Raw genomic sequence first — 12,964 nt, forward strand, 5'->3', positions numbered from 1 at the left:
TGATTTCAGCCCATTCTACATAATTGGGGGATTTGACAGTGGAAAAAACTTTTTTAATGGTTAAACCGGATGGTGTACAAAGAGGTCTTATTGGCGAAGTTGTAAGCCGCTTCGAAAGAAAAGGTTTCAAATTGGCAGCTGCTAAGCTGATGGTTATTCCAGAAGAACTTGCCAAGCAGCACTACGGCGAGCATGCAGAACGCCCGTTTTTCGGTGAGCTTGTTGACTTTATTACATCAGGACCTGTGTTTGCAATGATCTGGGAAGGTGAGGACGTTGTTAAAACAGCCCGCCACATGATGGGGTCAACAAAACCAAGTGAAGCAGACCTTGGTACAATTCGTGGGGATTTTGGTCTGACTGTAGGCAAAAACATCATTCACGGATCAGATTCACTTGAAAGCGCAGAACGCGAAATCGGACTATTTTTCGGTGAAGAATCAGCTCTCAGCTATTCAAAACCGGTTGAAGAATGGATTTATTAATACCTAATTACTCTTAAAAGCGCCTCCTCAGGGCGCTTTTTAATTTGTTTAAATTATTGTAATTCTAAAAGCAGGCAATAGAGCAGGAGGTCCATCCGGAGACTCCTGCGGCAGAGAAGCGACAGGTGAGACAGCATAGTGCGTAGCTCTAGCTGACTCAGCGCGCGGCCAAGGAAAAACGGAGGCGACTCGTTCATCTTTGACTTATGACTTCGAGGGGCTAGTCGCTGGAGCTAGACAACGGAAAGCGTAGGATAGATCTCCTGCCGGGTTTTTTCTTTAATAAATTTAAAGATATGTATTAAAAAAATGGCGGGACTCATCCGGAGACTCCTGCGGCAGAGAAGCGACAGGTGAGACAGCGTAGTGCGTAGCACTAGCTGGCTCACCGCGCGGCCGCGGAAAGCGCAGGATGAGTCCCGCCCTGTTTTTTTTACAATATTTCAGAAAAAAATCACTAAACAGTGAATTATAATAGCAATTAACCCATCCTTTTCTTATACTTTAACTAATCCATTTTTACTAAAATAAACGAGGTGCGGCTATGACACAGGACTACACTGAATTTGTAACCTTTATCAACAAAAAAACAGGAATCGATCTTTCTTTATATAAAGAAGCACAAATGAAAAGACGCCTTACATCTTTATATGAAAAAAAAGGATACGGCTCATTCAGGGATTTTTCAGATAAGCTGAATGCAGATCAAGCCTTACTTGATGAATTTCTTGACCGTATGACGATCAATGTGTCGGAGTTTTACCGGAATGCAAAGAGGTGGGAAGTTCTGCAAAACAGGATCCTCCCTGAACTTCTGAAGCGCAGCAGTAAATTAAAAGTATGGAGTGCTGCCTGTTCGACAGGGGAAGAACCCTACTCACTTGCCATGGTCATGTCAACGCATCAGCCGTTAAGCCAAATTTCCATTACCGCATCTGATCTTGATAAAATTGCACTTGAAAAAGCCAAGGTAGGACTGTACGCTGAACGCGCCCTGGCTGAAGTACCGTCTGACATTAAGCGAAAATACTTTCTTCAGCAGGGGGCCTTTTATAAGGTGTCGGATGAAATTAAGCGGGTAGTGAGCTTTAAACAGCAAAACCTTTTAAATGACCGTTTTGAATCAGGTTATGATCTGATTGTGTGCAGGAATGTCATGATTTATTTCACTGAAGAGGCAAAAGATGCGCTTTATCATAAATTCAGTCAGGCTTTAAAGCCGGGTGGGATTCTGTTTGTCGGGTCAACCGAGCAGATTTTTAATCCGTCCAGATACGGATTTGAAACCGCAGATACGTTTTTTTACCGGAAAATATAGTTCGTTTCGCAAAAGCGCTTTTTAGACTACATAGTTCAGAAAAAGTATGTTAGACTGTATCAATAGAAAAAATGCTTTAACGAGTTGAAGGGGGAAAGTGTTATGATGAGATACTTAACAGCAGGTGAGTCACACGGACCTCAGCTGACTACCATTATTGAGGGTCTTCCGGCAGGACTTGCACTAGTAGCGGAAGACATTAACGAGCACCTGGCCAGAAGGCAAAAAGGATATGGCCGCGGGCGCAGAATGCAGATTGAAAAAGATCAGGCACAGCTGCTCAGCGGGATCAGGCATGGTAAAACACTTGGATCACCCGTGGCGCTGGTTGTGGAAAATAAAGACTGGACACACTGGACAAAAATTATGGGAGCGGATCCTTTAACGGATGAGGAAGAAAGCGAAGTTAAAAGAAAGATTTCTCGTCCACGTCCAGGACACGCTGACTTAAATGGAGGCATCAAATACGGCCATCGTGATATGCGGAATGTTCTTGAACGATCTTCTGCACGTGAAACGACTGTAAGGGTCGCAGCCGGTGCAGTGGCGCAGAAACTATTAACTGAACTCGGCATTTCTGTTGCCTGCCATGTCAAAGAAATCGGCGGAGTTAAATTCGAACAGGAAAAAGAATTATCCGCTGCAGAAATCCGCAGGCTTTCAGAAGAAAGTGAAGTAAGATGCATTGATCCCGATACTTCTGAAAAAATGAAAGAAGCGATCGATCAGGCGAAAAAGAACGGTGATTCAATCGGTGGTATTGTTGAAGTGATCATTGAAGGTGTTCCGGCAGGGGTCGGGAGTTACGTTCATTACGATCGTAAGCTGGATGCGAAAATTGCCGGTGCCGTTATGAGTATTAATGCCTTTAAAGGTGTTGAATTCGGACTCGGATTCAAAGCCGCAGAAATGTTCGGAAGTCAGGTGCACGATGAAATCGCGTGGAGCGAAGAGAGCGGATATTACAGAAAATCCAATCGTCTGGGCGGTTTTGAAGGCGGTATGACGACTGGTATGCCGATTGTTGTAAAAGGGGTTATGAAACCGATCCCTACTTTATATAAACCACTTGAAAGTGTTGATATTGATACAAAAGAAGCGTTTACTGCAAGTATTGAGCGATCGGACAGCTGTGCAGTTCCGGCTGCAGCGGTTGTGGCTGAAGCGGTCGTAGCATGGGAAGTGGCGAAAGCACTTTGTGAACAGTTTGAAAGTGACCGTTTTGATCGTCTGAAGGCATCTATTGATGAGTACCGGTCTTATACAAAGGAATTTTAAAATGGAAACCATTCATATTCAATCGTCACAGGGGACTTATCCGGTTATGTTGGGAGACGGTGCGCTTGACTCGTTAAATGAGGTCATCCAAAGCCTTAATCCCGCTTGTACATCGTTCTTGCTGATTGCCGATGAGACTGTCTATTCACTGCACAAAGCCTATGTTGACTCCTATTTGGATCAGCTGGACGCCGATATCCATCTCGTTCCCTCCGGTGAACAGGCGAAATCGTTTCATTGCTACGAAAAAGCGATGGGAGCGGCACTGGAAGCGGGACTGGACCGGCATTCGGTCATACTCGCGTTAGGGGGCGGCGCAACCGGAGATCTCGCCGGATTTGTAGCGGCTACTTATATGAGAGGCATCCGCTTCATTCAAATTCCAACGACAGTCCTTGCCCATGACAGTGCAGTAGGCGGTAAAACAGCCATCAATCACCCGCTTGGTAAAAACATGACCGGGAGCTTTCATCAGCCATCAGCTGTGATTTATGACAGCCGTTTTCTTGATACACTTCCTCTTAATGAATTTCGTTCAGGTTTTGCTGAAGTGATTAAACATGCGCTCATAGCTGATGGGACGTTCTTGCAGGAGTTAATGAGAAGTCTCCGATCCCTTGAAAAAATGGATCCGGCGTTTCTCCTTTATTGTTTGAAGCGTGGAATCGAAATCAAAAGAGATATTGTTGAGCTTGATGAGAAAGAGCTTGGTGTCAGAGCATTTCTTAATTTTGGTCATACGTATGGGCATGCTGTTGAGGCATGGTCAGGATACGGAAATAAAACACACGGTGAGTGTGTGATGATCGGAATGGTCTTTGCCTTATACGTAAGCAGACATAAAAGGAACCTTTCTTTTGATATTGATTCGTTCAGGTTATGGATTAAACAGCTGGGGTACGATGATGTATTCAAAAGTGCGCCGTTTAATGAACTGCTAACCATAATGAAGAAGGATAAAAAAACGATCGGTAAGGAAGTGCGTTTTGTTCTCCTTTCTGAAGTTGGAAACCCTGAACTTGTGCCTGTTTCAGGAGAAGAGCTCGAGGAAACGTTTCTTCTTTTAGGATAACGGTCCGTTGGGTGCTCATTAACAGTCACCTGAATTTATATAAGAAAGGAAGATTTAATGATACGCGGGATTAGAGGAGCAACGACTGTAGAAAATGATTCAGAGCAGGAAGTGATACTTTCTACAGAAAAACTTCTGTTAGAGATGATTGATCAAAATCATATAAACCCTGACCAGACAGCCTCTGTATTTATTTCAGTAACACCCGACCTCGTTTCGGCTTTTCCTGCAAAAGCGCTAAGAAAAATTCATGGATGGGATTACGTTCCCGTTATGTGTATGCAGGAAATTCCGGTTGAGGGATCTTTGCCAAGGTGTATCCGGGTAATGCTGCATGTGAACACTGAAGTGAAGCAGTCGGATATCATTCATATCTATCAGAGGGATGCAGTAACCCTTCGCCCTGATTTAGTTAACAATTCTAAACTTTGAAGTCGAAAGGCAGGAAATACGGTGGATATTAAACAGCAGGTCAGAAAACTTTCACCTTACAAACCAGGTAAAACATCAGATGAAGTGAAAAGAGAATTCGGTTTGACTGAAATTATTAAGCTTGCATCAAATGAGAATCCTTTTGGATGCTCGGAAAAAGTGACAGAAGGAATCCGTTCCGGGGAATTTAATTTTGCCCTTTATCCAGATGGTGCAGGCTCTATTCTGAGAAATGCGCTCGTTGACCACTACGGTCTTCAGCCTGAGCAGTTTATTCTTGGAAACGGATCAGATGAAGTCATTCAGATTATTTCAAGAGCCTTGCTTGAACCGGGTAAAAATACAGTTATGCCGACGCCATCCTTCCCTCAGTATAAGCACAATGCAGTAGTTGAGGGAGCGGAAGTAAGAGAGATTCCGCTTGTAAACGGCGCACATGATCTCGATGCTATGGCTGAAGCAGTAGACAGTCAGACTGCGGTCGTTTGGGTATGCAGTCCGAATAATCCGACAGGGGTTCTTGTGGAGTCCGCGAAACTCAAAGCTTTTTTAGACAAAATTCCTGAAAAAGTACTCGTTGTCCTTGATGAAGCTTATCATGAGTACGTTACTGATGAAGATTATTATAACGGCATTCAATTAACGGCTGAATATCCGAACCTGATCGTGACAAGAACTTTTTCAAAAGCATATGGGCTTGCCGGCTTCCGCGTCGGGTATGGAATTTCAAATCCTTCCATCATACAGGCGCTTGAACCGGTGCGTGAACCTTTTAATACCAGTACCCTTGCGCAGTTTGCTGCTGCAAAAGCACTTTCAGATCAGGATTTTATTGAGAAATGCAAGCTTGAAAATACGAGAGGACTCCGCCAGTTTGAAGATTTTTGCCGTGAGTCCGGATTAAGCTACTATCCGTCACAGGGGAACTTTATTCTGATTGATTTTAAGCGTGATGCCGATGAACTATTCAACATTCTGCTGCAAAATGGATTAATCGTGAGAAGCGGAAATGCTTTAGGCTTCCCTACAAGCCTTCGTATCACAGTCGGTTCAGAGGAACAGAATAGCAAAATTATTTCCGTTTTGACTGAGACCATTAATTCTTAAAGGTTGTGAAAGTATGAAAGGAAATGTATTAATCGTTGGCCTCGGACTCATAGGCGGATCACTTGCACTTTCGATTCTTAAGGAACATCCGGATGTAAAGGTCTTCGGATACGATACCCGTGAGAAAGAAATGAAGCTCGCTAAGGCGATGAACGTGATCACTGAAGAAGCGTATAACCTGCAGGAAGAAGCTGAAAAGGCAGACCTTATTATGATTTGCACGCCGGTTGACCAGACCGTCCGGATTATGGGAATGCTTTCTGAGTGGAACCTGAAAAAAGATGTGATTGTAACAGATGTGGGAAGTACGAAAGCATTGATCATGGAAAACAGCCACATTTTATCAGATAAGGGAATTACATTTATCGGGGGACATCCGATGGCCGGCTCGCATAAGAGTGGTGTTTCTGCAGCCAAAACATTTCTTTTTGAAAATGCTTTTTATCTGCTTACTCCTTCAAAAGGAGCAAACGGCAGCGTCAATAAACTTAAAGAGTGGCTTCGTGGCACAGGGGCAAAGTTTCTTGTTGTTGAGCCTGAAGAGCACGATTATATAACCGGAATCGTCAGTCACTTTCCGCATATTATTGCCTCTTCGCTTGTCCATCAAGTGAAAAAACATTATGAAAAACAGCCGCTCATTTCCAGAATGGCAGCGGGTGGATTCAGGGATTTATCAAGAATTGCCTCATCTAACCCGACGATGTGGACTGATATTACCATTCATAATATTGACATACTCCGTATGCTGCTGAATGGCTGGAAAGAAGAAATGGATGACGTTCTGGATCTGCTTGAAAAAGCCGAACCTGCCTCAATCTTTTCCTACTTTGAAGAGGCGAAGGAATTTCGTGATAATATGCCAATTCTTCAAAAAGGCGCAATTCCTTCGTTTTATGATCTCTTCATTGACGTGCCGGATTACCCCGGTGTCATCTCGGAAATAACCGGACTGCTGGCTTCGGAACATATAAGTATTGTTAATCTACGGATCATGGAGACACGGGAAGACATTTACGGCGTCATGTCGATCAGCTTTCAAACGGAGGAAGATCGAAAGCGTGGAGCCGAATGTATTACTGCACATACAAATTATGATGTGTTTACCGTATAAAGGAGTGCCGCTATGAAATCATTGCATTTTACAAATTCAGTGTTAAACGGAGAAATTCAGGTTCCGGGTGACAAGTCCATTTCACACCGTTCCATCATGTTCGGTGCCATTGCTGAAGGAACGACAACTGTAACAGGATTCCTTAAAGGGGATGACTGTCTGAGCACGATTGACTGCTTCCGCAAGATGGGGGTGCAGATTGAGGAAAACGATGACAAAATAATTATTCATGGAACAGGGTTCGATGGACTAAAGGAACCTTCAGAGGTACTTGATACAGGAAATTCCGGAACGACCACCCGGCTTCTGCTCGGGATCCTTGCCGGCAGACCGTTTCATTCTGTCATCCAGGGGGATGAATCCATTGCCAAAAGGCCAATGAGAAGGGTCACTGATCCATTGCGCAAAATGGGTGCGTCCATAGATGGCAGAGAAGACGGCGAGTACACACCACTATCCGTCAGGGGCGGAGACCTGCAGCCGTTTGATTTTACGTTACCTGTTGCGAGCGCGCAGCTGAAGTCTGCCCTGATATTTGCAGGATTGCAGTCAGAATATGAAACAAGAATCACTGAACCCGAAAAGACAAGGGATCATACTGAACGCATGATCCGGCTGTTTGGCGGTGACGTTAAAAGAGAGGATGATACAATTATCATCTCCGGTGGACAATCCTTTAAGGGAAGAAACATGCACGTACCTGGTGACATATCATCAGCCGCATTCTTCCTCGTTGCAGGAGCCATAACACCAGGCAGCAAACTTGTATTGAAAAATGTAGGCTTAAACGAAACGCGTACGGGAATTATTGATGTGTTAAACCAGATGGGAGCTGACATCCAGCTGAGCGAAGTAACAGAGGATGCAGAGCCGGCCGGGACTGTAACAGTTAACTATTCATCTCTTAAAGGCACGGAAATCAGTGGAGCACTCATTCCAAGACTTATTGATGAGATCCCAATCATCGCATTAATGGCTACGCAGGCATCAGGTACTACCATCATCAAAGATGCTGAAGAGTTGAAAGTCAAAGAATCAAACAGAATTGACGCAGTCGTAGAAGAACTATCGAAACTTGGAGCGGATATCAAAGCGACTGATGATGGAATGATCATTAATGGTCCTGTAAAACTCCAGGGTGGAGAGGCTGACTCGCGTGGAGACCACCGGATCGGGATGATGCTGGCTGTTGCGTCTTTATTGACAGAAAACCCTGTTTCAATTAAAGATATAGATTGTATCAGCGTGTCCTACCCGTCATTTTTTGACGATCTGGAATCCGTCATAAAAAAATAATTGTTTAAAATGCTTTTTGACATCGTTTATATGAACTGTTGAATTTGAACATTCAGCAGTAAGTCAAAAGAGCGGTCCATACCGCTCTTTTTTTACTTGTAAATGATTTGAAAACGAATAAAGGTTTTTTGATCATAAATGGAGAATATAAAAGAACAGGGTTTTTAGTTGAATAACTGATAAAGTTCTCTTATTCTTTTTACAGATTGAATAGAAAGAGGGATAAAGTTGAGTGCACTAGACCGGTTAATCCGAAATCTTGAACAGGGTCACCTAGAAACAGCGATGGAGGATTTCAGTCAGCTGAAAAACGCAGGGACAGATGATGAAAAATTCGATGCTGCAGAGGAGCTTTTTGCTCTTGGTTTTCTCGATGAATCCAGACAGTTGTATGAACAGTTAATGGATGCTTATCCTGATGAAAAAGAACTGGTCATTCTGCTTGCTGAAGTATATACGGAAATGGATCAGACAGAAGAATCACTTGTTTTACTCGAGAGAATTACAGCTGACAATGAATTTTTCCCACGTGCGATGCTGCTGTCAGCAGATATTTATCAGATGCAGGGACTCTATGAAGTCAGTGAGCAGAAGCTTTTGCAAGCGGAAAAACAATTACCGGACGAACCCGTAATCCAGTTTGCGCTTGGAGAGTTATATAACGAACAGGGGCGTTTTTTAGAAGCCATCAGACACTATAAACAAATCAACCATCCTGAGATGGCTGGTGTCAATATTAACCGGAGACTCGGTGAATGTTACAGTGCAGGCGGTTCGTTTGAAGACGCGCTGCCTTATTATGAATCAGCGCTTGAAGACGAGCGGGATGTACAGACGTTGTTTGAATACGCATTTACTGCGTACCAGGCGTCTCATTACCAGACAGCAAGTTCTGTGTTCGAAGAGTTACTTGAAATGGATCCGGAATATCACGCAGCCTACCTTCTTTTAGCCCGCGCATATGAGCAAGATGAAGAGCTCGAAAAAGCACTTGATGCGGCTGAATCAGGTGTCAAATCCGATCCTTTTCACAAGGAATTATTTTTAACGGCAGGGAAACTTTCATTAAAACTTGGACTCGAACAAAAAGCTGAGGAATTCATACGTCAGGCGATCGCGCTTGACCCTGATTACCTTGAGGCAGCACTCGTTTTGAACCGGATCCTCATTCATCAGGAGAGAGCAGAAGAAGTATTGGAAGTGATCGAAATTGTAAGGAGCTCGGGTGAAGATGATCCGCAATTTAACTGGGATGCTGCTAAAGCTTACGAATGGCAGGAACAATATGATCAAGCACTTGAGGAATATAAAAAGGCGTACGTGGTATATAATGATCATACCGACTTCCTGTCTGATTACGGCTCTTTCCTCCTTGAGGAAGGAAGAAGAGAGGAAGCACGCGTTATTTTCGAAAAGCTGATTGAAAATGATCCGTCTAACGAGGAATGGCAAATGACGTTGGACAGTCTGAATCAATTTTAAGTGCAGAGGAGGGAATATCATGGCTGCATCTGTTTCAATAAATGAGAAAAAGGATTTTATCCGCTGGTTTCTTGCCCATTATCAGCTTAAGAAACGTGAATCCGTTTGGATCCTGAACTATCTGATGAGCCACGATCAGCTGATGGAAAACCTGCATTTTGTTGAAGAGGCTCAGTATTGCCCAAGGGGTATTGTCATGTCAACGAACTGTACCGATGATGTTCCATTCCGTTTCTATAAAGGAAACGTCATGACAACCGATGCTGAGAAGTCATTTCACGATATCCGCCTTCACAGGGAAGATGATATCTACATTCAGCTTAATTTTCAATCGTCCCTTTCGACACATCAGTATGCAGCAGTACTCGAAGAGAATCCTTTTATGCCTAAGTATGTGAAGATCACAGACAAGGACAGAATTCTGGCAGAGCAGTTTTTAAAAGAGAGCCTGTCGACCTTTAAAAAGGAGCATCTGATGAAAGAAATTGACCGTGCGCTTGATGAGCAGGATTATGACCGATTTCAGGAACTGACTTCAGAACTGAAAAGAAGTTTTTAATATTTTTCTCTGCATGAGCAGTTCTGCAGCTGTTATAAAAAGGACAGCTGCAGGACTTTTTTTATGGCGAAAATGCCATTCATACATAATCTGCAGAATGAACGAACTAATGTTACACTTGGAAGGATAAAAAGAGACTGGAGTGAGGAAGCTTTATGATTTGGAGCGGTAAAGAAATTGCTTTGTATTTTCAGGAGAAAAAATATATAGATACGGTAACGGTGCCACTCTTACCAGTCAGCTTTGGTGACGCATCCAGGCAGGAGGCAGAACAGGGTGAATTTATTCCATTGCTGACGTCTTTATTAGAGAGGCAGTTTAAAGGAAGGATGCTATTACTTCCTCCATTCACCTATTTTTCAACAGAATCTGATGAACAGAAAAATCAAAGACTTCACAATTGGATTGATCAGTTTAAAAAAGAGGAATTTAAAAATATTATTTTTGTCACAGCCGACTCCTACTGGAGAGCACATGAACAGGATTTCGATGCGGATATCATCTGGATGCCGTCCATCCCGATGGAGCATATGGATGCGAAATATAAGCAGAATATTGTCGAGGATCAGGTGAGTCAGCTGGTCAAAATAATCGTCCGGAAATGGCAGGCGAACTAACGTTCAAAAAAACTTCACATAGTTGAAATGAAAAGGCTTAACCGATTATTGACCTTGTTAATATATTGATATATCATGGATATGTCCTAGTTATATATTTGTGCGAAAAATGTCCGATGGACTGACCTGAAGATAGAGGGGGGAAACAAATGAGTAACCAGCGTGTTTCACGCCGTCAATTTTTAAATTATACACTGACGGGTGTAGGCGGTTTCATGGCAGCAGGAATGCTGATGCCAATGGTGCGTTTTGCAATTGATCCTGTATTGACAGCTGAGGCTGGAGGAGACTTTGTCTCAACGGGAACATCAGTTGAAGAACTGTCTGACGTACCGACTCGTATTGACTTTTCATACGAGCAGAAGGATGCGTGGTATACATCTGAAGTAACAAAAACAGCTTGGGTGTATCTTGATGAACAGCAGAATGTTGTAGCACTTAATCCGACTTGTAAACATTTAGGATGTACAGTGAACTGGGAAGGAACTGAAAGTGAACCAAACCGTTTCTTCTGCCCATGCCACAATGGACTTTATGAGAAATCAGGTAAAAATGTTCCTGGTACACCACCAACTGCTCCTCTTGATATGATCGAAACCAGAGTAGGTGACGACGGAATTCTGCAGCTTGGACAAACAGTACCAAACACAATTGCATAGTAAAGGAGGCGTAATGGGTGCTAAACAAGATTTATGATTGGGTCGATGAACGGTTAGACATTACCCCGATGTGGCGAGATATCGCTGACCACGAAGTGCCGGAACACGTAAACCCGGCTCATCACTTCTCAGCTTTTGTTTATTGCTTCGGAGGACTTACCTTTTTCGTAACCGTAATCCAAATTCTTTCCGGAATGTTCTTGACCATGTATTATGTACCGGACATTGAAAATGCATGGCGATCTGTTTATTACTTACAGAACGAAGTGGCATTCGGCGTCATCGTACGCGGTATGCACCATTGGGGAGCCAGTCTCGTCATCGTGATGATGTTCCTTCACACACTTCGTGTATTCTTCACAGGTGCTTATAAAAAACCACGTGAGCTTAACTGGGTTGTAGGTGTACTTATCTTTTTTGTCATGCTTGGACTAGGCTTTACCGGTTACCTTCTTCCATGGGATATGAAAGCACTGTTTGCTACGAAAGTAGGAATTGAAATTGCTGCTGCAACACCATTCATCGGTGAGCAGATCAGGGTTCTTCTTGCAGGAGACGCGTCAATCCTTGGTGCTCAGACACTGACTCGTTTCTTCGCGATTCATGTTTTCTTCCTGCCAGGTGCATTACTTGGTCTGATGGCAGCCCACTTTATCATGATTCGTAAGCAGGGTATTTCTGGCCCGCTGTAAAAAGACCGAACCACTTGGACAATAAAAAGGAGGGAAAACTATGCATCGCGGAAAAGGGATGAAATTTGTAGGCGATTCGCGAGTCCCTGCGAACCGCAAACCGAATATTCCAAAAGACTATTCGGAGTTTCCGGGTAAAACGGAAGCATTCTGGCCAAACTTTCTATTAAAAGAATGGCTGGTGGGCTCAGTTTTCTTAATTGGTTTTCTATCGCTGTGTGTAGCCCACGAACCGCCGCTTGAACGTGTAGCGGATCCAACGGATGCAGGATATATTCCTCTTCCTGACTGGTATTTCCTATTCTTATACCAGCTTTTAAAATATGATTTCGCATCAGGACCATATAACGTAATTGGTGCATTTGTTATTCCTGGTATTGCATTTGGAGCTCTATTACTTGCTCCGTTTCTGGACCGTGGACCGGCAAGAAGACCGGGTAAGCGTCCACTAGCAACTGGATTTATGCTTCTTGGTGTAGCAGCAACAATTTTCCTTACTTGGGAGTCTGTTGCTTATCACGATTGGGAAACTCAGCGTACACAAGGTGAAATCGTAGCTGAAGTTGAGATTAATACTGAAGCTGCTGGTTATGCAATCTATGAAGAACAAGGTTGTATCAACTGTCACGGTGCTAACCTTGAAGGTGGGGCAGGACCTGCTTTAGGTGATACTGGACTTACACCTGAAGAAATTGCGAATATCGCTGTGAATGGTCAGGGTGCAATGCCTGCAGGACTATTCCAGGGTACGGATGAAGAATTGCAGGAGCTTGCAAACTTCATTTCTGACCCATCTGCTGAATAACAAAAAAGAGTCGGGAAACCGGCTCTTTTTTTTACGAGGAGAGAAATA

General features: G+C 43.5%; 14 protein-coding genes. All 14 read left to right on the top strand.

Annotated features, from left to right (window positions below):
* Positions 1 to 38 precede the first annotated feature (38 nt).
* The 14 genes from ndk to H7968_RS05880 all read left to right on the top strand — a co-directional run bounded on the left by ndk (position 39) and on the right by H7968_RS05880 (position 12,916).
* Positions 39 to 485 carry a nucleoside-diphosphate kinase gene (ndk, locus tag H7968_RS05815; protein ID WP_227395273.1) on the top strand — a complete coding sequence of 149 codons (447 nt, stop codon included), beginning with the start codon at positions 39 to 41 and terminating at the stop codon, positions 483 to 485.
* A 544-nt stretch (positions 486 to 1,029) separates the two neighbouring features.
* A complete protein-coding gene (locus H7968_RS05820; protein WP_227395274.1) occupies positions 1,030 to 1,803 on the top strand; it encodes a CheR family methyltransferase in 774 nt (257 codons plus the stop codon).
* A gap of 105 nt (positions 1,804 to 1,908) precedes the next feature.
* A complete protein-coding gene (gene aroC, locus H7968_RS05825) occupies positions 1,909 to 3,081 on the top strand; it encodes a chorismate synthase (RefSeq protein ID WP_227395887.1) in 1,173 nt (390 codons plus the stop codon).
* Between the two features lies 1 nt (position 3,082).
* Complete coding sequence (gene aroB, locus H7968_RS05830) at positions 3,083 to 4,153, top strand: 3-dehydroquinate synthase (RefSeq protein ID WP_227395275.1); 1,071 nt, start codon at positions 3,083 to 3,085, stop codon at positions 4,151 to 4,153.
* Positions 4,154 to 4,210: 57 nt separating this feature from the next.
* Positions 4,211 to 4,585: a chorismate mutase gene (gene aroH, locus H7968_RS05835; RefSeq protein WP_227395276.1), complete on the top strand. Its 375-nt coding sequence runs from the start codon at positions 4,211 to 4,213 to the stop codon at positions 4,583 to 4,585.
* Positions 4,586 to 4,606: 21 nt separating this feature from the next.
* Positions 4,607 to 5,692 carry a histidinol-phosphate transaminase gene (gene hisC, locus H7968_RS05840; RefSeq protein ID WP_227395277.1) on the top strand — a complete coding sequence of 362 codons (1,086 nt, stop codon included), beginning with the start codon at positions 4,607 to 4,609 and terminating at the stop codon, positions 5,690 to 5,692.
* A gap of 13 nt (positions 5,693 to 5,705) precedes the next feature.
* On the top strand, positions 5,706 to 6,806 hold the full coding sequence (locus H7968_RS05845; RefSeq protein ID WP_227395278.1) for a prephenate dehydrogenase: 1,101 nt from the start codon (positions 5,706 to 5,708) through the stop codon (positions 6,804 to 6,806).
* A gap of 12 nt (positions 6,807 to 6,818) precedes the next feature.
* Positions 6,819 to 8,102, top strand: coding sequence for a 3-phosphoshikimate 1-carboxyvinyltransferase (aroA, locus tag H7968_RS05850; protein WP_227395279.1), 1,284 nt, complete (start codon positions 6,819 to 6,821; stop codon positions 8,100 to 8,102).
* Positions 8,103 to 8,330: 228 nt separating this feature from the next.
* Positions 8,331 to 9,584, top strand: a complete 1,254-nt coding sequence (locus H7968_RS05855) for a tetratricopeptide repeat protein (protein WP_227395280.1) — start codon at positions 8,331 to 8,333, stop codon at positions 9,582 to 9,584.
* A 19-nt stretch (positions 9,585 to 9,603) separates the two neighbouring features.
* On the top strand, positions 9,604 to 10,143 hold the full coding sequence (locus H7968_RS05860) for a ReoY family proteolytic degradation factor (RefSeq protein WP_227395281.1): 540 nt from the start codon (positions 9,604 to 9,606) through the stop codon (positions 10,141 to 10,143).
* A 155-nt stretch (positions 10,144 to 10,298) separates the two neighbouring features.
* Entirely contained in the window at positions 10,299 to 10,760 is a 462-nt protein-coding gene (locus H7968_RS05865; RefSeq protein WP_227395282.1) for a YpiF family protein, read from the top strand.
* Between the two features lie 149 nt (positions 10,761 to 10,909).
* On the top strand, positions 10,910 to 11,419 hold the full coding sequence (locus tag H7968_RS05870; RefSeq protein WP_227395283.1) for a QcrA and Rieske domain-containing protein: 510 nt from the start codon (positions 10,910 to 10,912) through the stop codon (positions 11,417 to 11,419).
* 17 nt (positions 11,420 to 11,436) lie between these two features.
* Positions 11,437 to 12,111, top strand: coding sequence for a menaquinol-cytochrome c reductase cytochrome b subunit (gene qcrB / locus H7968_RS05875; RefSeq protein ID WP_039809387.1), 675 nt, complete (start codon positions 11,437 to 11,439; stop codon positions 12,109 to 12,111).
* Between the two features lie 40 nt (positions 12,112 to 12,151).
* The gene (locus H7968_RS05880) at positions 12,152 to 12,916 is read left to right on the top strand and encodes a menaquinol-cytochrome c reductase cytochrome b/c subunit (protein ID WP_227395284.1); all 765 of its coding nucleotides are present in this window, start codon (positions 12,152 to 12,154) and stop codon (positions 12,914 to 12,916) included.
* The last annotated feature ends 48 nt before the right edge of the window (positions 12,917 to 12,964 follow it).

The organism is Jeotgalibacillus aurantiacus (assembly GCF_020595125.1).
Lineage (GTDB): Bacteria > Bacillota > Bacilli > Bacillales > Jeotgalibacillaceae > Jeotgalibacillus > Jeotgalibacillus aurantiacus.

Excerpts from the sequence above, each read along its gene's own strand:
- H7968_RS05820 (WP_227395274.1), top strand. The coding sequence starts at position 1,030 with ATGACACAGGACTACACTGAATTTGTAACCTTTATCAACAAAAAAACA.
- aroC (WP_227395887.1), top strand. The coding sequence starts at position 1,909 with ATGAGATACTTAACAGCAGGTGAGTCACACGGACCTCAGCTGACTACC.
- aroB (WP_227395275.1), top strand. The coding sequence starts at position 3,083 with ATGGAAACCATTCATATTCAATCGTCACAGGGGACTTATCCGGTTATG.
- aroH (WP_227395276.1), top strand. The coding sequence starts at position 4,211 with ATGATACGCGGGATTAGAGGAGCAACGACTGTAGAAAATGATTCAGAG.
- H7968_RS05845 (WP_227395278.1), top strand. The coding sequence starts at position 5,706 with ATGAAAGGAAATGTATTAATCGTTGGCCTCGGACTCATAGGCGGATCA.
- aroA (WP_227395279.1), top strand. The coding sequence starts at position 6,819 with ATGAAATCATTGCATTTTACAAATTCAGTGTTAAACGGAGAAATTCAG.
- H7968_RS05860 (WP_227395281.1), top strand. The coding sequence starts at position 9,604 with ATGGCTGCATCTGTTTCAATAAATGAGAAAAAGGATTTTATCCGCTGG.
- H7968_RS05865 (WP_227395282.1), top strand. The coding sequence starts at position 10,299 with ATGATTTGGAGCGGTAAAGAAATTGCTTTGTATTTTCAGGAGAAAAAA.
- H7968_RS05870 (WP_227395283.1), top strand. The coding sequence starts at position 10,910 with ATGAGTAACCAGCGTGTTTCACGCCGTCAATTTTTAAATTATACACTG.
- H7968_RS05880 (WP_227395284.1), top strand. The coding sequence starts at position 12,152 with ATGCATCGCGGAAAAGGGATGAAATTTGTAGGCGATTCGCGAGTCCCT.